The sequence below is a fragment of the Bacillus mobilis genome, from assembly GCF_001884045.1.
GTDB lineage: Bacteria > Bacillota > Bacilli > Bacillales > Bacillaceae_G > Bacillus_A > Bacillus_A mobilis.
Genome location: NZ_MACF01000086.1, coordinates 1 through 20,466 on the forward strand (window position 1 = coordinate 1; position 20,466 = coordinate 20,466).

The following is a 20,466-nucleotide window of genomic DNA, read 5'->3' on the forward strand; positions in this document are numbered from 1 at the left end:
TGCATAGGTCACGGAACTTTCCTTCAGCAGTTGTGACAATTACGACTGCTCTTCCGGCACTTTTTCCAGTAATTGTTACCGTATCACCTTTTGGATACATTGTGATAACATCAGCATTCATATTTGTCCAAATAAGTTCTGTATTCGTTGCTTGCACTGGCAAAACAGAAGCTGATAACTCAGTGCTTTGTCCAGTTCTTACTTTCAACTTATTTTTTTCCATATGAACACCAATGACTGAAATAACAGAAGGAGCAATTGTAATTTTGGGTGGATTAGGTTGTATGTTTAAACAAGACGCAGAAGTATTTGTGATAGGTGAAAATTTTCGTGTTTGTTGTTGCTGGAAAGCTGCTAACATGTTGGAGTCCCCTTTCTGTATAAGTGCTGATAGTACTACTATAAAGGAGTAGTGTTATGTTTAATTTAACGAAACATAAAGAAATTGTTAAATTCGAGCAGAAGATTGTCGAACTTTGATATAAAGAAAGCTCTGCTGTTACGATAGCAGAGCTGTTCCTTTATAGATTATGACTATGTTGTTTTTCGAAATCCTCAAATTGCTCTTCAACTTCTTTTGAAGGTTGTGTTAGTAAACTAACAATTACGATTACTAGTAAACTAATAGTGAAACCAGGAATCATTTCATATAAGAATTCTTTTAAGAATTCGAATTGAGTCCAAATAATTACTGTAGCGGCACCAGAAATCATACCAGCAAGTGCGCCCCACTTCGTCATACGTTTCCAATATAAGCTTAATAAAATAGCAGGTCCGAATGAAGAACCAAATCCAGCCCAAGCGTATCCAACAAGAGCTAAAATCGTATCATTTTGTTTAAACGCTAAAGCGCACCCAACTAATGCAATAACAAGTACAGCCATACGACCGACGAATACAAGTTCTTTATCAGAAGCAGAACGTTTAAAGAATGTACGATATAAATCTTCTGTTATAGCACTAGAAGTAACAAGTAATTGAGATGAAATTGTACTCATAATAGCTGCTAAAATAGCTGCTAATAAAAATCCAGTAATAAGTGGATGGAATAAAATCTTTCCAAGCTCAAGGAAAATTGTTTCTGGGTTAGATAATGTTAACTCTTGTTGTGAGTAGTAAGCAATACCGATCAGGCCAGTAAACATAGCTCCGACAACAGAGAAAATCATCCAGCTCATACCAATTCTTCGTGCGCTTTTAATCTCTTTTACAGAAGAAATCGCCATAAAGCGTACGATAATATGAGGTTGTCCAACATAACCAAGGCCCCATGCAAATAAAGAAATAATCCCTAAGGTAGAGGCACCTTTAAAAATATCTAAACGTGTTGGATCTACAGCTTGAATTGTATCAAATGCAGGTCCAAGTCCGTTCGAATTCATAATTGTTACGATAGGAACAAGAATAAGAGCAACTACCATAATGATTCCTTGCACGAAGTCTGTCCAACTTACTGCTAAGAAACCACCAAATAATGTGTAAGCGACAACAACGCCTGCAACAATGAATAATCCAACGTGGTAGTTCATACCAAATGAATTTTCAAATAATACAGCGCCTGAAACTAATCCTGAAGCTACATAAAAAGTAAAGAAAATCATAATAACAAGTCCGGATACTAAGCGTAGCATGTGAGATTTGTCTTGGAAGCGGTGTTCCAAAAATTCTGGGATAGTAATAGAGTTGTTTGCAATTTCAGAGTAGGTACGTAAGCGAGGAGCGACATAAAGCCAGTTTGCGTATGCGCCTAGTGTTAGGCCGATCGCAATCCAACTACTACTTAATCCAACGCTAAACATTGCACCGGGTAATCCCATTAAAAGCCAACCACTCATATCGGATGCTCCAGCACTTAATGCTGTTACTGCGGGGCCTAGTGTACGCCCGCCAAGCATATAATCTGTTAAGTTGGACGTTCGTTTATAGGCGAAATAGCCAATTACTAACATCCCGAGCATGTAAATAGAGATAGAAGTTAAAGTTAACATCTGCGTACTCATGAAGTTCCCCTTCCTTTTGTCATGTCTATTGATGCGTTATGCATATTTATAATCTATCATGATTATTCTGAAAAATCCATACAGAAATACGAATTTTCAGAAATGTAAGCGTTTTTTTGACATCATTTTACTTTTTTAATATATAATATTCATGCAAAAAACCTTATTTTTAATAGAGTATTTATTATATTTACATAAAAAGAGGTTGTTTTGTCAATATAATATTGAAAGAAGAGAAAAATAAAATTCTTTTAAAAGTATTGACTTATGAAAAAAGTTAGGTCTATAATGAGTGCAACTTAAAAAAATGCAAGCGTTGATGAAGAAGAGTACACATGATGAACATGTCAGAGAGCTGATGGTTGGTGCGAATCAGTATGGGATTGATGTGGAATGGGCTTCGGAGCTTCCAAACCGAAACGAAAGAAGTAGGCTTTGGCGACATGATCTCATCGATACAAGAGACACGTATTGTTTTTGATACGGTAAAGTGCGTTACATTTGTAACGAATTAAGGTGGCACCACGGGAGTACCCGTCCTTTCTATAGGATGAGTACTCCCTTTTTGTGTACAAAAAATTAAATAAATGAAATCGTTGAAGTAAGAAGAGTACGTATATTGGAGACGTTACAGAGAGCCGGGGATAGGTGGGAGCCCGGTGCGGTGCCATATACGGAATGGGCTTACGAGAGGTAGGCTGAACAATTATTTTCAGTAGGCAACCCGGGTTCCGCCGTTACAAGGATAAGGTATATATTTTGTACCTGAACAAAGCGGGATGCTTTTGTGTCCAACATGAGGTGGTACCACGGTAAATTTATCGTCCTCTACATATTTTCGATATGTAGAGGACTTTTTTATTTTTCAGGGTGAGGTGAAGGACATGATGACGAAAGAAGAATTTATGAAACGAAAAAGAGAAGAAAAAACATTTTTAGTAATTACCGAAGAAGAAGGAGATAGCATTACGCCAATTTCTTTATATAGACGTATGAAGGGAAAGAAAAAGTTTTTATTAGAAAGCTCCCAGCTTCATCAAGATAAAGGACGCTATTCTTACTTAGGTTGTAATCCATATGGCGAAGTGAAAAGTGTTGGTACGGAAGTAGAACGAACGATTTACGGCCGGGCAGAAAAGCTGCAAGGTAACGTACTACAAGTTTTAGAAAAAGAAACCCGGTCAGCTCAAGTAGACAGTCCATTCCCGTTTTGCGGAGGAGCAGTTGGTTATATTGGCTATGACGTCATTCGGCAGTATGAAAACATTGGCGCAGATTTACACGATCCATTAAATATTCCAGAGGTACACCTTTTACTGTACCGTGAGTTTATCGTGTATGATCACTTACGCCAAAAATTATCCTTTGTATATGTATGCAGGGAAGACGATTCTCCTTCTTATGAAGAAGTATATGAAAGATTGCAAGTATACAAAGAGGAAGTGCTGAGGGGAGAAGAAGCGGAAGTAACTGAAATAAGATCAACATTATCATTCACTTCTTCTATAACAGAAAAAGAATTTTGCGCGATGGTAGAAACGGCGAAAGAATACATTCGAGCCGGAGACATATTCCAAGTCGTATTATCTCAGCGTTTGCAAAGTGAATGTATTGGTGATCCTTTCGCCTTATACCGAAAACTTCGAATTGCAAATCCGTCACCATATATGTTCTATATCGATTTTCAAGATTATGTTGTACTCGGTTCTTCGCCGGAAAGTTTGTTATCGGTAAGAGAGGATAAAGTGATGACGAACCCAATTGCGGGTACGAGGCCGAGAGGGAAAACGAAGCAGGAAGATGCGGAAATTGAAAAAGAACTGTTAGAAAATGAGAAAGAACGAGCGGAGCATATGATGCTTGTGGATCTTGGAAGAAATGATATAGGAAGAGTGAGTGAAATTGGCTCAGTTACGATAGATAAATATATGAAAGTAGAGAAATACTCCCACGTCATGCACATTGTATCTGAAGTTTACGGAACATTGCGAAAACCGATGAGTGGATTTGATGCATTAGCGTATTGTCTACCAGCAGGAACAGTGTCAGGCGCTCCGAAAATTAGAGCGATGGAAATTATAAATGGGCTAGAGAATGAAAAAAGAAATGTGTACGCGGGTGCAGTTGGATACGTTAGTTTTTCAGGGAATCTTGATATGGCGCTTGCGATTCGAACGATGGTCGTCAAGGATGAGAAAGCATACGTTCAGGCAGGAGCGGGAATTGTTTATGATTCAGACCCAGTAGCTGAATATGAAGAAACGTTAAATAAAGCGAGAGCACTATTGGAGGTAATGAAATGATTGTACTAATTGATAATTATGATTCATTCACATATAACTTGTATCAACTGTTAGGTGAATATGAAGAAGATATTGTTGTCGTAAGGAATGATCAAATAACGATAGAACAGTTAGAAGGGATGAATCCAACAGGAATTGTGCTTTCACCAGGACCAGGAAAACCAGAGGATGCTGGTATTTGTATCGAAGTGATTCGTCATTTTTATAAGAACGTTCCCATATTAGGTATTTGCCTTGGCCATCAGGCGATTATATCAGCATTTGGAGGAGAAATTGTTCGAGCGGATCGCATTAAACACGGAAAAACCTCTCGTGTGAAACATAACGGAACGTCAATTTTTTCATACGTTACCCAGCCGTTAACAGCGATGCGCTACCATTCCCTTGTTGCAGCGCAAACGAATTTGCCACAGTGTTTTGACATACTAGCGACAGCGATGGATGACGGAGAAATTATGGCAGTTCGTCACAATTATTATCCGCTATTTGGATTACAGTTTCATCCGGAATCAATCGCAACAGAAGAAGGCGGAAAGTTAATACGTGCCTTTTTAGGCGAAGTGAAAGAGGAGGAAAGAGTATGAATAACTATCTTCGTAAATTAGTGGAGGGACAACATTTAACAGAAGAGGAAATGTATAGAGCAGGGCTTCTTTTATTAAATGAAAACATATTGGAAAGTGAAATTGCAGCGTTCTTAGTCTTACTGAAAGCGAAAGGCGAAACGGCAGGAGAAATATACGGCCTCGTTCGAGCTCTTCGTGAAAAGGCATTACCGTTTTCGAACCATATACAAGGAGCGATGGACAATTGCGGGACAGGTGGTGACGGTGCCCAAACATTTAATATTAGTACAACATCGGCATTTGTACTAGCAGGAGCTGGCGTAAAAGTTGCAAAACACGGTAACCGAGCTGTTTCTAGTAAAACAGGAAGTGCAGATTTATTAGAAGAACTCGGTGTAAATATTAGCAGTACGCCAAACGAAATTGATTATTTATTAGAGCATGTCGGGATCGCATTTTTATTCGCACCAGCGATGCATCCAGCATTAAGGCGCATTATGAAAATAAGAAAAGAATTAAATGTGCCGACGATTTTTAACTTAATTGGTCCTTTAACAAATCCGGTGAATTTAGAAACACAATTTGTCGGCATTTATAAACGAGATATGTTACTACCAGTTGCGCAAGTATTACAGAAACTAGGAAGAAAACAAGCACTTGTCGTAAATGGAAGTGGATTTTTAGATGAAGCATCATTGCAAGGAGAAAATCATGTTGTCATTTTAAAAGATAATGAAATAGTAGAAACGAGTATTGAACCTGAGAAATATGGTTTCTCAATAGTGAAAAACGAAGAGATTAGAGGCGGAGATTCGAAAGAAAATGCAAAGATTACGCTCGGGGTGTTAAGCGGAGAAAAGAGTGTTTACCGCGATACTGTTTTATTCAATACAGGTCTAGCTCTTTTCGCAAATGGAAAAGCAGAAACGATTGAAGAAGGAATTACACTAGCGGCACATAGTATTGACTCAGGAAAAGCATTAGCCAAACTAAACTTATTAATTGCAGCAAGTCATGAAAAATTAGAAAGGGTGAATTAAAGTGGGGACGATTTTAGACAAAATTGTAGACCAAAAGAAAAAGGAAGTTGCGACATTATATGAAACATATACACCATTAAAAGAAAGTAGAAAGACACATTCACTTGTAGAAGCATTACAGCAGTTTACTGTCATTGCAGAAGTAAAGCGAGCATCACCATCAAAAGGAGATATCAATTTACACGTTGATGTACGAAAACAAGTAAAAACATATGATGACTGCGGCGCAGGAGCAGTTTCTGTTTTAACAGAGGGTCAATTTTTTAAAGGGTCGTTTCATGATTTACAAACGGCAAGAGCAGAAAGTAACATTCCGCTTTTATGCAAAGATTTCATAATCGATACGATTCAAATTGATAGAGCGTATGAAGCTGGTGCAGATATTATTTTACTAATCGTAGCGGCGTTAACGAAAGAGAAGTTAAAAGAGTTGTACAGCTACGTACTAGAAAAAGGATTAGAAGCAATTGTTGAAGTTCATGATGAACAGGAATTAGAAATTGCGATCCAATTAAACCCGCACGTTATCGGTATTAACAACCGTAATTTAAAAACATTCGAAGTCGATTTAAGCCAAACAGAAAAGCTTGGAAAACGATTAAACGAGGAGAAATTACTTTGGATTAGTGAAAGCGGGATTCATTCAAAAGAAGATATTATTCGCGTCAAACGAGCTGGAGCGAAAGGTGTATTAGTTGGAGAAGCACTTATGACATCATCTTCTATTCGTACCTTTTTTGAAGATTGTAAGGTGAATATATGAAAGTGAAAATTTGCGGCATCACTGATGTTGAAACAGCAAAACGTGCTTGTGAATACGGAGCTGATGCACTCGGATTTGTTTTTGCAGAAAGTAAGCGGAAAATTACCCCGGGGCTAGCGAAAGAAATCATTCAGGAGATTCCGGCGGACATATTAAAAATCGGTGTTTTCGTAAATGAATCAGTAGAAGAGATCCAGAAAATTGCAGATGAATGCGGGTTAACGCATGTGCAACTACATGGGGATGAAGAGAATCATCAAATTAGAAGATTGAATATTCCGTCTATAAAGTCGCTCGGAGTAACTTCAGAAGACGATATGAAAAACGCTCAAGCATATGAAACGGATTATATATTGTTTGATAGCCCGAAAGAAAAGTTTCACGGAGGAAATGGAAAGAAATTTTCATGGGCACTACTTGCGCATATGCCAAAAGAGTTGCGGGAGAAAACGATATTAGCTGGTGGATTAAACGCTCTTAATATAGAAGAAGCGATTCGAACTATTCAGCCGTACATGGTCGATGTAAGTAGCGGAGTAGAGACAGAAGGAAAGAAAGATCTAAAGAAAATAAAACAATTTATCATAAAAGCGAAGGAGTGTTCCAAATGAACTACGCATATCCAGATGAAAAAGGTCACTACGGTATATACGGAGGACGATACGTTCCAGAAACGTTAATGCAATCTGTATTAGAACTAGAAGAAGCATATAAAGAAGCGGTGCAAGATGAAGCGTTTCAAAAGGAATTAAATCATTATTTAACAACGTACGTCGGAAGAGAAACACCGCTTTATTTCGCTGAAAATATGACGAAGTATTGCGGCGGTGCAAAGATTTATTTAAAACGTGAAGATTTGAACCATACAGGAGCTCATAAAATTAACAATACAATCGGTCAGGCACTACTTGCAGTACGAATGGGCAAGAAAAAAGTTGTCGCTGAAACAGGGGCTGGACAACACGGAGTGGCGACCGCTACTGTATGTGCCCTACTCGGATTAGAATGCATCATCTTTATGGGAGAAGAAGATGTGAGACGTCAAAAATTAAATGTGTTCCGAATGGAATTACTCGGAGCGAAAGTAGAAAGTGTAGCAGCAGGTAGCGGCACATTAAAAGATGCGGTGAACGAGGCGCTTCGTTACTGGGTTTCACATGTGCATGATACGCACTATATTATGGGATCTGTTCTCGGGCCACATCCATTCCCGCAAATTGTCCGTGATTTCCAAAGCGTAATTGGAAATGAAACGAAAAAACAATATGAAGCGTTAGAAGGGAAATTGCCAGAAGCAGTCGTTGCCTGTATTGGCGGTGGTAGTAATGCGATGGGCATGTTTTATCCGTTCGTACACGATGAAGAAGTCGCTCTTTACGGCGTAGAAGCAGCTGGAAAAGGCGTTCATACAGAAAAGCACGCAGCAACTTTAACGAAAGGAAGCGTTGGTGTTTTACACGGATCGATGATGTACCTTCTGCAAAATGAAGAAGGACAAATTCAAGAAGCGCATTCTATTTCAGCAGGACTTGATTACCCGGGTGTTGGCCCAGAACATAGCTTGCTAAAAGATATTGGCCGTGTTTCTTATCACTCCATTACTGATGATGAAGCGTTAGAAGCATTTCAATTGTTAACGAAAAAAGAAGGGATTATTCCGGCTTTAGAAAGCTCGCACGCTGTCGCATATGCATTAAAATTAGCGCCACAAATGAAGAAAGAAGAAGGACTTGTCATTTGTTTATCTGGCCGCGGTGATAAAGATGTAGAGAGTATAAAACGTTATATGGAAGAGGTGTAAAAAATGGGAGTAGAAAAAATTACAGCAGCGTTTGAAAATGGTAAGAAAGCATTTATTCCGTACGTAATGGGCGGAGATGGTGGCCTTGAAAAATTAAAAGAAAGAATTTGTTTTTTAGACGAAGCAGGAGCAAGCATCGTTGAAATCGGTATTCCGTTTTCAGATCCAGTCGCAGACGGTCCAACGATTCAAAGAGCAGGGAAACGAGCGCTAGATAGCGGTGTAACAGTAAAAGGCATTTTTCAAGCATTAATAGAGGTAAGGAAAGAAGTACAAATTCCATTCGTACTCATGACATATTTAAATCCAGTACTCGCATTCGGAAAAGAACGATTCATCGAAAACTGTATAGAAGCAGGGGTAGACGGTATGATTGTTCCGGATTTACCGTATGAAGAACAAAATATTATTGCCCCGTTACTTAGAGAGGCAAACATTGCGCTAATTCCACTCGTTACAGTAACGAGCCCAATTGAGCGAATCGAAAAAATTACGAGTGAATCAGAAGGATTCGTCTACGCCGTTACAGTAGCGGGCGTAACAGGAGTACGTCAAAACTTTAAAGGTGAGATTCATAGTTACTTAGAAAAAGTAAAATCCCATACACATTTACCGGTCGTGGCAGGGTTCGGTATTTCAACAAAGGAACATGTAGAAGAAATGATTACAATATGTGATGGAGTTGTCGTTGGAAGTAAAGTCATTGAGCTGTTAGAAAATGAAAAGCGAGAAGAAATATGTGAATTAATACAGGCAACAAAACAAAAAGAAGAGGCATAAGTCTCTTCTTTTTGTTTTGCGTAAAAAATGTTAAAATATACAGAAAATACATATAATTTAGAGGGTGAGAAAGCATGCTAAGACGAAAACTACTATATCTTCTTTTAACTGTACCACTATACGCTTGGCTCATTAGCATGACAAAAATAGAGTTGATGGCTCTATTTTTAGGATATGTATTCATCTTTTCCAGCTTAAATCGCATTCAAGAGCAATCTATTTTAGAAATATGTATATTTTCGATTAGTATAGAACTATTTAGTATCGTTTCGATTGTATTATTAAATGAATTATTTCTCTGGATCCATTCATTTGAATTAATGAAATTTGGAAATGTTGTATTGCAAGTAATATGTGTTTATATTGTGTTTGTTGTGTTAGACAAAATAGTCGGACAGCAGAGCGTTTTTCAGGATAAAAGAAAATGGGAGTGAAAGGAGTCATTTGGCTCCTTTTTTAAATCTGTTGTAAAAACAATTGAAAATTATGACATCTGTTATATAATAGTTAAAAATTGTATTTTTAATGAAAAGAGATGATAACATGGCCATATTGTTGGCACTTATCCCAATTATGATGATTTTCATTTGTTTATTTTTATTTAAACAAACGTCATTACGGTCCTCTTTAATTGCTTACGTTGTGTCTGTTGGAATCGTTTTACTCTCGCCAACGTTTCAACTAGGGATAAGTGAAACTGTGCACGCAACGATTAAAGGTTGGTTAATTTGTTTTATTGTCGGGTACGTGTTGTTTTTCGGTATTTTTTTATTTCACCTCATGAACAAAATGGGGTACATCGATCAAGTAGCGCGTTTTTTAGAAGAAGTGACGCGCGATCGTTTATTACAAATGCTTCTTATGTGTTTTGGTATTTGTCCGCTAATCGAATCAGTAAGTGGATTCGGAATTGGTTTCATGGTTGCAGCACCTATCTTTCTATCATTAGGCTATAAACCGTTTCAAGCTGTACTACTTTCATTTATTGGTTTACTAGCTAGTTCATGGGGCGCGATGGCGACTGGTACGATTATCGGTTCGCAGCTTATAAATATGCCGCTTACAACACTTGGCACAAATACGGCACTAATAAGCATCCCGATGTTTGCTTATTTCGTCATTCTTTCTTTACATGTTGTTGGTGGCTGGCAGGCCGTTATGGAAAAGTGGAAAGAAGGATTCGGTTTCTTTCTATTATTCTCTCTCGGAATCTATCTTTCTAACGCATACGTAAGTGTTGAACTAGCAGGTATATTAAGTTCTATCGTTACAATTACATTTGGCTTTCTTATCATTAAATTAAAAGGAAAAAGTGAGCAAAATGTAATGACAGAACATGCTGCGGCAACGGAAAGAGAAGTATCTATCATAAAAATTATTAGCCCTTATCTATTCCTAACAGTTTGTATTTTACTTTCTCGCCTCGTTCCTGCTTTACATGACTTGTTCAGATCATATGCCGTTCTTGATTTGAAATCATACTCTTACAAGCTAGAGCTACTATATTCACCAGGATTTTGGCTCGGTATGACTTGCTTATTTACTATTATTTTCTTCCGCATTCCATCTCATATTATTAAACAATCACTCTCGCAAACGATAAAGCAATGGATTCCATTTGCAATTACGACGACGATGTTTATCGCTATTTCAGAACTAATGGGTGCATCTGGCATGCATTCATTACTGGCAAAAACAGCTGGTGAAACATTCGGTACATTTTTCGTTTTCGTTGCTCCGTTTATCGGTGGAATCGGTGGCTTTTTAACAGGTAGTAACGCAGGATCAAATGCGATGTTTATAAAACTACAAATGCAAACGGCGCAAAACGTAGCACTTCCGTGGCAATACGTCACAACATTGCAAAACACCGCATCATCGGTAGCGACAATCGCTTGCCCGTCAAGGATTACACTTGGCGCTTACTTATGTAACATCCCGTATCGTGAAAATGAACTATTAAAGAAGACGACGTTAATGATCTTTGGTGCGGTGTTGCTTGTAGTGGTGGAGGTTATTGTTTGGTATATGTTGAGAAAATAAGAAATCCTCCTGAGAAAGGAGGATTTTCTTTTTATATGGATAATGCCTTAAGTATGTAAAGCTTCTACTAAATAAATAGGAGATGAAATGTATGCCCTTAAAAAATTACGGCGTGTTAAAAGGCACCGTTATACAATCTAAGATCGGAAAAGGGAAAACTCCTCATTATCAAGTTCATTTACAAGGCGAAGCAGAAGCAAATTACCGTATTGCAATTAACGTAAAGTCGCAAAGTTATCCGTCAGAAGTTTTATATTTTGCGAGTAATGATATTCGGTCAGAGGCGATTCATATTTTACCGACATTACCATTTGGTTTTACAGAAATAAAAAACAATGAACCGAAAGTAGCTTTAGACTACGTAAGAGGTAATGTATTTGATTCCAAGCAAATGATTCCTTTACCTGCTGAAAAAGCAGGTGTTGATAATGACTTAAATGAAAAAATAGAACGGTATATAAAACGAGCGATAGAAGAAAAAGCAATTATATACGCATTCGGTGAAAGATGGGGACCAGAAGAAAATACACCTGATTCTTACTTTCATTTCGAACCAGGAAACGGTATACACGATATTCATATGAATCAAGGAAATGTAGAGAAATGGAAAGGTGATAATGGTATATGGCAAGACGGAGGAATACTCATCCACTTCGAAAAGGAAGAAGAATGGATCGGTATCTTTCTTGCCTTCCAGTCGCAATCATGGTGTACGGATGAAGAGGGACATGCTCGTGTTCCGGTTGAGCATTGTGATTATAAGAGAAATAATTGAGGGGAAGAGCTAGTTCGTAATGAACTAGCTCTTCTGATTAGAATACAATTTGCTGTTAATTTGCATTATTAAATAATAAGGGGAGATAATTTGAATTTTTAATTATTATATTTTAATATAATGTTATATTTATTTAAAAATAAAATGCTAGGAGGAGATTTTTCGTTGGATAAAACTAGGTATTTAGAGATGTTGCAAATGACAAAAGAATTTTTAAAAAAGAATGTTCCTTTTATAACGGTAGGATTTCTTGGTAAGCGTATCATATCTATAATAATCGTTTTAATAACATCAACAGTTGCGTACATTACTGGATATCTGTTCTTATGGGGATATTATTTTGGTGGTGAAAAAGATCAATCGTTATTATCAGTAGCAGTAAATTTTGTCCCAATTGATAATAAGGTAGCTTTCTCGGTAGGGTTTTTTTATATTGTTTTAATTGGAATTATAGTTTTATTCTTAATTTCACTACTTATTGAAAAGCCAACTTTAAATTCGTGGGTTTTAATTATAATAGCAGTGGGATTAGTAAATTTAGCTCTTGTAGGCTTTTTGGCAGATAGTGTAACCTTAGCAAACTATTCTAAAGTGTTATTATTTTGGATACTCCCATTTTTTATGCTGTTTACAATCATATACTATTATGTTTGGGTTAAAGAAGTTAAACTGGCTATTCTAGCTGTTATATATTGTATTTCTTTATATTTTAATTTATTTTTTATTGCACAAAAATACAATTTAATGTGGTTAGAGAAAGTGTTGATTCCTGGTTTTGTTATTTTTATATTTATTATAGGGGTACCACTAGCTATCGTTGTAAAATCCATTGGGAATAAAAAGAAATTACTTTGGTTGAAGATATTTTTATGGTGTATTGCGGGTTTTCCACTAGTGCTAATATTAGCTTGTAAAATGATAGAGAATCTTATTACTACAATAATGATATTAATAGGTTTACTAGTTATATATATATTATTTTTAAAATTTCGAGCTAAATTTAAACAACAGAAGAGTAAAAGAAGTGAAGGGGTTTTATTGATTGAAAAGCCAATTACAGCTTTTTTATATATATTAGCAGTATTTCTTATTTTAGGTGTATTTCTTCCTTATTATTTAATAAAAGGAGGGGATTATATGCATTCCATTATGAAAACAAATGGTTATCAAAAAATAGAATATACATGGGGACAAGAAACAAAACGTATAGAGGGGACTATCATTTCTAACCGAAATGATACATATTACATATCAACAACCGATAGAAAATTAATGATTATAAAAACAAAGGATATCATTATAGGTTCGAATTAATAAGAAGAGGGCGTTCAAAACGAACGCCCTCCTCTTATTTTATAAAACCCAAAACTAACAAGTGTAGAAAGGCAAGAGAACAGCAGTGCAACACTAGAAAACGCAATGAGGTACATATTATACTTCATCACTTTGCCAATGAGCTGGTTACTGTCGAACTGAAACAGTCCTGCGATTATGTTGAATAAAAATAACACGATAAACATGACGATAACGCCGTCTATTGATCCTTTAATATCTGGTTTGCTTAAAGCGATATGTGCAGAAATACAAATGGCGATAAATAAAAATAGCCAAAAGGAAGGATTCAATAAGTTATTCAGTGTAAATAAGCTTTTCAATAATACGAACGTCGACAAGAGCATGTTTTGAATCATTTCTATATTAATAGAAGTAGAAGCAATTGTTTTTTCGAGAGTTGTATTAAATAAGAAATATGAATTTGGTACGAAATAGCGCATTAGAAGGATTAATGCAGTGATACCGGAAATAATAGGACCGATTCCAATGAAGAAGTTCCCAATTCGTTGATATACACTTTTTTGATTGTATTGATGTTGTACGTAGCCTAAAGCACCTTGACTTGTATCTGTTGGGAAAAACTGCGTTGCTACAATTTTATGACGAAATAGTACACACATAATGGCATGTCCAAGTTCGTGAATCGGAACACCAATCCACGCAGTTAAAAGGAATCCTTTTCTTCCGAAAGCTCTCGACCAATACATGCGTGTGAGAGATTCCAAATAGCCTAATAGAAATCCAATTACAATGATAACGCCAATTAAAGAAAATAATTGGATTACGCTTGTAAGGAGTATTTGAAAAATTGAGTTTACCAATTCCATTTCCAGTCATCCAATCTGTTAAGAATGTTATTTGTTCTGTTTCATAATAGCATTATTTTTCAAGATTGCTAGCATATATATTTTCTTTTGAAAGAAGGATTTCATAATCTTTTTCTTGTAGTCATGTTTTATGTCCAAAGTCATATATTGAATTTGTAACACCCTATATGGTATATGCTCAAGGAGGGATGAGAGAATGAAATGTCCGGCGTGTCAGACGGAAAATGCAGCAGAGGCAAAGTTTTGCGGGAATTGTGGACATTCGTTGACGGAGGAAGTAGTAGCGAGTGGTGCACAGGAAGAAGATGAGCAACAAGCACGCGTAGCACAAGTAAAGGAAACTCGACCAAATGAAACGGTAGAGCAAGCGAAGCGGTTTGCGAGTGGCTATTTTCAGTTCTTTAAACATGCTTTCAAAGCACCGACAGCGATTATGAAAAGCGGCAAGGTTGAAGTACGAAATGGAATTGTAAGTCTTGTTCTTATTTGTCTTTTAGGTGCATGTATTTTTTATAGAATGATGAGTGCTGCAGCAACCGTTACGAAAACATTTGCACCAGATATACCTACTCCTACATTCTTTTTGGACTCTGTAACGGTCTTTTTATTTTTATTAATTTTAACTTTATTTGTCGGATTTATTATTTTTGTAAGTGGTAAGATGATGAAATCTTCTTTTTCATTTCTTGAAGTATTCGGCGTATGGGGAACGATAGCAACGCCGGCTATCGCTATATTAGTTCTTACATTTCTTTTTAGTTTTCTATTAATCTTTTTCTTACCGATATTACTATCTGTAGCTACAACTTATATAGGGATTAGTATAACGGTTGCTATATTAAAATTAGACAATGGCGGATTAGATCTTGTGTACACACTTATTATCGCAAATGTTTTAATTGGAATCGCAACATTCATTGTACTTTGGTCTTACATTAGCACGATAATTCAAACCATTACTCAGGGATTAACTGGCCTCTAAAGAAAAGGTGGTTGAATGGATGAATGTATGTACAAAGTGTGGGACTCAGTTTGAAGACGGTGTGCAATTTTGTCAAAACTGTGGTAGGAAGAGGGAGAACCCTGTAATAGAGAAGAAAATGAGCAGCGGTACAAAAGTCGGCATTACGCTTTTAGTACTACTTGTTATAGTGATTGTCGGTTTGTATGTATATGGATCGTCGTATTATACGCAGGTTGCGCAAGTAGACCGGATGATTACTATTGTACAAGAGCGGGACGGGAAGAAGTTAGCTGAAATCGTCACGGCAGATGATCCATCAGTTATTGTAACGAGAGAGAGAGTTTAATGCCACTATTTTCGTATATAAAAGAAAACCCATCTTACGTGAATGAATTGAAAGACTATTTGAGGCAAGGTGAAAAACGAGGGGACGGAACCGAAAGAGCAGATTTTTCGTTAACGAAAGACGGGAAGTATTTCTTTTTATTTGATCGGTATAAATTGAAAGCGAAGACGTACTATAAGACTTTACTTTCAAGTAAAAAAGGTACATCTTTAAAAATGAACGGAAAAGAAATTGATAAAACAGATGATAAAAAGTCTGAGAAGCAATATGGACCGTTTCTTCCAGGGACTCAAGTATTTCAATCAGAATATAAAAATGATTATGTAAAACTATCACGTGAAGAAAAGGTTGTACTTATGAAACAAGGTCAAAATAACGTAACGATAGATTTAACGTTGCAAGGGCAATATATTACAGTGCAAACGAATGCACCTGGTGCAACTTTGTACGTGAATCAAAAACCAGTCACAGCGCTGACCGGAGAAGAAATTACGTGGGGACCGGTAGCAACTGATGGAAGTGCGACGATTTATTTAGAACGAAATGGAGAAAATGGAAGGGAAACGACGAAGGTAGAAACGGTAACGGCACGTCCTTCTTATAATCTTCCATTCCAAAAGAAAAGTACAGAAAAAACAGTTGTTTATAATGTTACTCCTCCGCCCACGACTCGGTATGTATATAATGGTTTCATCTTCCCGGATAGTGATATTCGAAAACTAACGAGTGCAGACTTAACATATTTATCGAAAGAACAGTTGAAAATTGCTAGAAACGAAATATACGCAAGGCATGGACATATGTTTCAAACGAAAGATATACAAGCGTACTTTTCAAAACAGTCTTGGTATAGAGAAAATCCATATTTTACAGGAAAGCTAACAGATATTGAAACTTATAACGTTGAACTCATCAAATCAAGAGAATAAACACGTGAAAAAGGTACAGTGCATAGCTGTACCTTTTTATGGTTATTTATCTGAACCAGGATCCCTTGAGAAAAAGATATGAAAGAGAAATGTGACTTTACTTGATCCTCCTGATGTACTAGCTTGTATATGTGATAAAGGGCCAGACGTTAGAGCTGCCTCGGAATGGGGGGGGACGACTATTTTGAGCGCATGATCTGAATCTGGCGAAGCAGTAACAGTTATTGTATCGTCAGAAAAGTTCAAAATTTTAACGGAACCGACTGGAAAGATGGATTTGCCAGCATGTGATGCTGAAGCGAATTGGGTAGCTTTCCAAATATCTTGCGCAAAAGTATCATCGTTAGATAACCAAGCACGAGCGCTGTATATTGTTGCATTAATGGAAAATTCTTGGTCAAGTGAGAGGGCGGGTTTCGGTTCTTTTGGTTCTTGCGGTTCATCTGGAAGTTGGGCGAGAAGGCCGGCGCACATGTATGTTTCACCTACTTTCAATAGTAACTGTTATAGCATATTAAACATGTTGTTTATAAGACACAACGGCTACCTAGTAAGGTATAGGTTTGTGCACCAAATTTGAAGATGAAATTCTCTTTCTTTACAATGGAAGTAGGTGTTATTTCTATAAAATATGGAAAACGTAAAGAGTATGTAAAACAGAAGGAGTGGTAAAGTGAACTATGTCATTATTGGCGGAGATGCAGCTGGTATGAGTGCAGCGATGCAAATTGTTAGAAACGATGAAAATGCAAATGTTGTAACGTTAGAAAAAGGTGAAATTTATTCGTACGCGCAGTGTGGTTTACCGTATGTCATTAGTGGTGCTATCGCTTCAACGGAAAAATTAGTCGCGCGTAATGTAAAGACGTTTCGTGATAAATACGGAATTGATGCGAAAGTACGACATGAAGTAACGAAAGTAGATACAGAAAAGAAAATGGTATACGCAGAGCATACGAAGACGAAAGATGTTTTTGAATTTCCGTATGATCGATTATTAATTGCGACTGGAGTGCGTCCTGTTATGCCAGAATGGGAAGGTCGAGATATGCAAGGCATTCATCTTTTAAAAACAATTCCGGATGCTGAGCGCATATTAAAAACGTTAGAAACGAATAAAGTTGAGGATGTGACCATTATTGGCGGCGGTGCGATAGGACTGGAGATGGCAGAAACATTCGTCGAACTTGGTAAGAAAGTAAGAATGATTGAGAGAAATGATCATATCGGTACGATTTATGATGCAGATATGGCTGAGTATATACATAAAGAAGCGGATAAACATCATATTGAAATTTTAACGAATGAAAATGTAAAAGCATTTAAAGGAAATGAAAGAGTGGAACAAATTGAAACGGACAAAGGAACGTATAAAGCAGATCTTGTTTTAGTGTCGGTTGGAGTGAAGCCAAATACTCATTTTCTTGAAGGAACAAATATACGTACAAATCATAAAGGGGCAATTGAAGTAAATGCATATATGCAAACGAATGTGCAGGACGTATATGCAGCTGGTGATTGTGCGACGCATTACCACGTTATAAAGGAAATTCATGATCATATCCCGCTCGGAACGACTGCGAATAAACAAGGACGACTTGCTGGACTAAATATGCTGGATAAACGAAGAGCCTTTAAAGGTACGTTAGGTACAGGGATTATTAAATTTATGGATTTGACGCTCGCAAGAACAGGATTAAATGAAAAAGAAGCGAAAGGGCTAAACATCCCGTATAAGACGGTTAATATAGATTCAACAAATATGGCGGGTTATTATCCAAATGCGAAACCACTTTATTTGAAATTACTATATCGCTCTGACACGAAACAATTATTAGGCGGACAAGTAATTGGAGAAGAAGGTGTAGATAAACGAATTGATGTAATCGCAATGGCACTTTTCAATAACATGAACATTCACGATTTAGAAGATGTCGACTTAAGTTACGCACCACCATATAACAGCGTTTGGGATCCAATTCAGCAAGCGGCAAGGAGAGCGGAATAGCACTTTTTAAGTGCTATTTTTTTTGCAAAGGTAGGTAAACTTTTTTAGCGAATAATAAAGAGGGAGAAACAGTTACATATAGGGAAGGGGATCATTAAAAATGTTTGTAACACTTCAAACAGTTCAAGAATCAGAAAAAGAAATATTACGTAATTTGTACGCACTATATCTTCATGACCTCTCTACATTCACTCCTAATATAACGATTGGGACAAATGGATTTTTTGAATACGAAGATTTGCATATGTTTTGGGAAAATGACGGAATCACTCCGTATTTTATTAAAAGTGACAATGATATTGTAGGATTTTTATTACTACTGGAACGCCCGTTTTTGAAGAAGGAAAACGACTTTGGCATAAATGACATTTTCATATTGAATCAGTACAAGGGAAAAGGAATCGGTAAACAAGTTATTGAGAATGTATTAAAAGAGAAAAGAGGACAATATTTCGTTATCGAACTTGTGAAAAATGTACCAGCAGTTTCTTTTTGGAAGAAAGTATATAGGGAGTTAAACATCGAATTTGATGAGGAAAAACAGTTAATCGATGATGAAGAATGTCTCGTTCAAACGTTTAAAATATAATGAAATCGATGCTCCTAGTATATTACTTTGAAATTTAACTTTATCCCGCTTAACGGACAGTAAAACTCCCACCTCAAAATTCAGTTGGAGCAAAGAAGTTAGGTGGGAGTCGGGCTGTCCGCTAACGTCCGATTGGTGAAGGCTAATAATCAGTGGGGGATGAACAAAACCCCCACTGATTAAAGTTTCACTTTATTGCGAATATACCGTTCACCCTTGAAAACATAGTACGTATCGCTTATATTTTCATATAGTATTTATTTTTAAATAAAGCAATGAACGAACCAGGGGGCACAGTATGGCAATTAATATGAAAACAATCGAAGAATGGATTGCTGAATCAAACGCAAGACAAGAAGAAGACTTTGGACATGTTGTGGAAGAGATGAAAGAAGTATGCATCGGACTTGATAATGCGACATTAATTTATACGAAAAACGTATTTTGTTTCGGTAAGAAAGTAGAAGTATTGTTCTTCTTCCAAGACCATGTCGTAATCGGACAAGAAAAAGATGAGTATGTTGAAATTGAAAAATTAAAGTATGATGCGATTACAAATAGCAACTTAAAAACAAATGACAAAAATACAACGTTACAATTAAAGTTTGCTAACGGACAATCTATCAATTTAGATAGTTTAAATGATAACTACGGTACGAAAAATTGGTTATTTGCGCGACAAATTAAGAGTATTTTTAAATTAATCTAGTAAAAAGCAGACCTCAAAGGGTCTGCTTTTTACTTGTTTCCTATTACACAAAGGCATCCTCTTTCTTCGAAACATTTTACGCTTGTAAATCCTGTTTTATAAAATAGGTTTATTAATTCTTCAGTCGTATTACATTTCTCCATATGATATTGAATTTTGAAAGTTTCAGCCACTAATAAAAAGGATCCGTTCGGTTGTAAGACGCGAAATACTTCGTTTATATCTTGTTCCACATCAGGCCAAAAGTAGTGTGTTTGAAAAGCGGTTATGAGATTGAAGAAGTTCGTATGATAGGGAATAGAAGAGACACTGGCTTGTTGAACAATGACTTTTTGGTTTTGAACATCTTTTATATTCGTCTGTATAGAATTTTTTACAGCTTGATCGGAGTAATCAATTCCATATATTTTCCCAAACGGAATTCGTTTTGAAAGAGTATGTATTGTTTTACCTCCGCCACAGCCGATATCTAATACGACTGCATCTGTCTGTATATGTATTTTTTGTAAAGCCCAATTTGTTAGCCTCGTATGTGCACTGTTCATAATACAAAGCATGGAAGAACCAATTGTTCCGCGAGGATTTTTTGCTTGCTGGATTAATCGTTGTAAAATACTCAAGTTAAGCTCTCCTTTTATGTAAGAATATATACTCATTTCGCTTTTTATAAATTAAGTCCTTTAAAAAA

Annotated in this window: 20 protein-coding genes, 1 pseudogene and 2 other annotated features; of the genes and pseudogenes, 16 read left to right on the top strand and 5 right to left on the bottom strand. The window is 36.6% G+C overall.

Going from position 1 to position 20,466, the window contains the following annotated elements; genetic code table 11:
* Window positions 1-361, bottom strand: a 361-nt coding sequence (locus BAQ44_RS15000) for an Ig-like domain-containing protein (protein WP_071722153.1), incomplete at its 3' end; no start/stop codon positions are given.
* Window positions 362-521: 160 nt separating this feature from the next.
* Entirely contained in the window at window positions 522-2,000 is a 1,479-nt protein-coding gene (gene putP / locus BAQ44_RS15005; protein ID WP_071722155.1) for a sodium/proline symporter PutP, read from the bottom strand.
* A 307-nt stretch (window positions 2,001-2,307) separates the two neighbouring features.
* Window positions 2,308-2,545: a binding site (T-box leader), on the top strand.
* Window positions 2,546-2,587: 42 nt separating this feature from the next.
* Window positions 2,588-2,832 (top strand) — a binding site (T-box leader).
* 52 nt (window positions 2,833-2,884) lie between these two features.
* Between putP and trpE the strand changes: the two genes are divergently transcribed.
* The 11 genes from trpE (at window position 2,885) to BAQ44_RS15065 (ending at window position 13,385) form a co-directional block, all read left to right on the top strand.
* Window positions 2,885-4,303, top strand: coding sequence for an anthranilate synthase component I (gene trpE / locus BAQ44_RS15015; RefSeq protein WP_071722158.1), 1,419 nt, complete (start codon window positions 2,885-2,887; stop codon window positions 4,301-4,303).
* Window positions 4,300-4,887, top strand: a complete 588-nt coding sequence (locus tag BAQ44_RS15020) for an aminodeoxychorismate/anthranilate synthase component II (protein ID WP_071722160.1) — start codon at window positions 4,300-4,302, stop codon at window positions 4,885-4,887. Before trpE ends, BAQ44_RS15020 begins: the two co-directional genes overlap by 4 nt.
* Window positions 4,884-5,909, top strand: coding sequence for an anthranilate phosphoribosyltransferase (gene trpD / locus BAQ44_RS15025; RefSeq protein WP_071722162.1), 1,026 nt, complete (start codon window positions 4,884-4,886; stop codon window positions 5,907-5,909). Before BAQ44_RS15020 ends, trpD begins: the two co-directional genes overlap by 4 nt.
* A 1-nt stretch (window position 5,910) precedes the next feature.
* On the top strand, window positions 5,911-6,672 hold the full coding sequence (trpC, locus tag BAQ44_RS15030) for an indole-3-glycerol phosphate synthase TrpC (RefSeq protein WP_071722163.1): 762 nt from the start codon (window positions 5,911-5,913) through the stop codon (window positions 6,670-6,672).
* Window positions 6,669-7,283 carry a phosphoribosylanthranilate isomerase gene (locus BAQ44_RS15035; RefSeq protein ID WP_071722165.1) on the top strand — a complete coding sequence of 205 codons (615 nt, stop codon included), beginning with the start codon at window positions 6,669-6,671 and terminating at the stop codon, window positions 7,281-7,283. The genes trpC and BAQ44_RS15035 overlap by 4 nt, the downstream gene beginning before the upstream one ends.
* On the top strand, window positions 7,280-8,473 hold the full coding sequence (trpB, locus tag BAQ44_RS15040) for a tryptophan synthase subunit beta (RefSeq protein ID WP_071722166.1): 1,194 nt from the start codon (window positions 7,280-7,282) through the stop codon (window positions 8,471-8,473). Before BAQ44_RS15035 ends, trpB begins: the two co-directional genes overlap by 4 nt.
* 3 nt (window positions 8,474-8,476) lie before the next feature.
* Window positions 8,477-9,253, top strand: a complete 777-nt coding sequence (trpA, locus tag BAQ44_RS15045; protein ID WP_071722167.1) for a tryptophan synthase subunit alpha — start codon at window positions 8,477-8,479, stop codon at window positions 9,251-9,253.
* A 74-nt stretch (window positions 9,254-9,327) separates the two neighbouring features.
* The gene (locus BAQ44_RS15050) at window positions 9,328-9,687 is read left to right on the top strand and encodes a DUF4029 domain-containing protein (protein WP_063260273.1); all 360 of its coding nucleotides are present in this window, start codon (window positions 9,328-9,330) and stop codon (window positions 9,685-9,687) included.
* 109 nt (window positions 9,688-9,796) lie between these two features.
* On the top strand, window positions 9,797-11,296 hold the full coding sequence (locus tag BAQ44_RS15055; protein ID WP_071722170.1) for an L-lactate permease: 1,500 nt from the start codon (window positions 9,797-9,799) through the stop codon (window positions 11,294-11,296).
* A 91-nt stretch (window positions 11,297-11,387) separates the two neighbouring features.
* The gene (locus tag BAQ44_RS15060) at window positions 11,388-12,071 is read left to right on the top strand and encodes a DUF2278 family protein (RefSeq protein ID WP_071722172.1); all 684 of its coding nucleotides are present in this window, start codon (window positions 11,388-11,390) and stop codon (window positions 12,069-12,071) included.
* 120 nt (window positions 12,072-12,191) lie between these two features.
* Window positions 12,192-13,385, top strand: a complete 1,194-nt coding sequence (locus BAQ44_RS15065) for a hypothetical protein (RefSeq protein WP_145925750.1) — start codon at window positions 12,192-12,194, stop codon at window positions 13,383-13,385.
* A 14-nt stretch (window positions 13,386-13,399) separates the two neighbouring features.
* Here the strand turns inward: BAQ44_RS15065 and BAQ44_RS15070 are convergent, their stop codons facing one another.
* A complete protein-coding gene (locus BAQ44_RS15070) occupies window positions 13,400-14,233 on the bottom strand; it encodes a hypothetical protein (protein ID WP_071722176.1) in 834 nt (277 codons plus the stop codon).
* Window positions 14,234-14,429: 196 nt separating this feature from the next.
* On the opposite strand from BAQ44_RS15070, the gene BAQ44_RS15075 reads away from it, so the two are divergent.
* Both BAQ44_RS15075 and BAQ44_RS15080 read left to right on the top strand, forming a co-directional pair.
* Window positions 14,430-15,215: a zinc ribbon domain-containing protein gene (locus BAQ44_RS15075; protein ID WP_071722178.1), complete on the top strand. Its 786-nt coding sequence runs from the start codon at window positions 14,430-14,432 to the stop codon at window positions 15,213-15,215.
* 19 nt (window positions 15,216-15,234) lie between these two features.
* Window positions 15,235-16,472 (top strand): annotated as a pseudogene (locus tag BAQ44_RS15080) (TcaA 3rd/4th domain-containing protein).
* A gap of 42 nt (window positions 16,473-16,514) precedes the next feature.
* Here BAQ44_RS15080 and BAQ44_RS15085 read toward each other — a convergent pair.
* A complete protein-coding gene (locus BAQ44_RS15085; RefSeq protein ID WP_048526746.1) occupies window positions 16,515-16,946 on the bottom strand; it encodes a hypothetical protein in 432 nt (143 codons plus the stop codon).
* Between the two features lie 199 nt (window positions 16,947-17,145).
* On the opposite strand from BAQ44_RS15085, the gene BAQ44_RS15090 reads away from it, so the two are divergent.
* From BAQ44_RS15090 to BAQ44_RS15100, 3 genes are all read left to right on the top strand, one after another.
* Window positions 17,146-18,480, top strand: a complete 1,335-nt coding sequence (locus BAQ44_RS15090; protein WP_071722180.1) for an FAD-dependent oxidoreductase — start codon at window positions 17,146-17,148, stop codon at window positions 18,478-18,480.
* A gap of 100 nt (window positions 18,481-18,580) precedes the next feature.
* Window positions 18,581-19,069, top strand: coding sequence for a GNAT family N-acetyltransferase (locus BAQ44_RS15095; RefSeq protein WP_071722182.1), 489 nt, complete (start codon window positions 18,581-18,583; stop codon window positions 19,067-19,069).
* 298 nt (window positions 19,070-19,367) lie between these two features.
* Complete coding sequence (locus tag BAQ44_RS15100) at window positions 19,368-19,778, top strand: DUF3908 family protein (protein WP_063260283.1); 411 nt, start codon at window positions 19,368-19,370, stop codon at window positions 19,776-19,778.
* A 29-nt stretch (window positions 19,779-19,807) separates the two neighbouring features.
* Here the strand turns inward: BAQ44_RS15100 and BAQ44_RS15105 are convergent, their stop codons facing one another.
* Entirely contained in the window at window positions 19,808-20,398 is a 591-nt protein-coding gene (locus BAQ44_RS15105) for a class I SAM-dependent methyltransferase (protein WP_063260284.1), read from the bottom strand.
* Window positions 20,399-20,466: the final 68 nt, after the last annotated feature.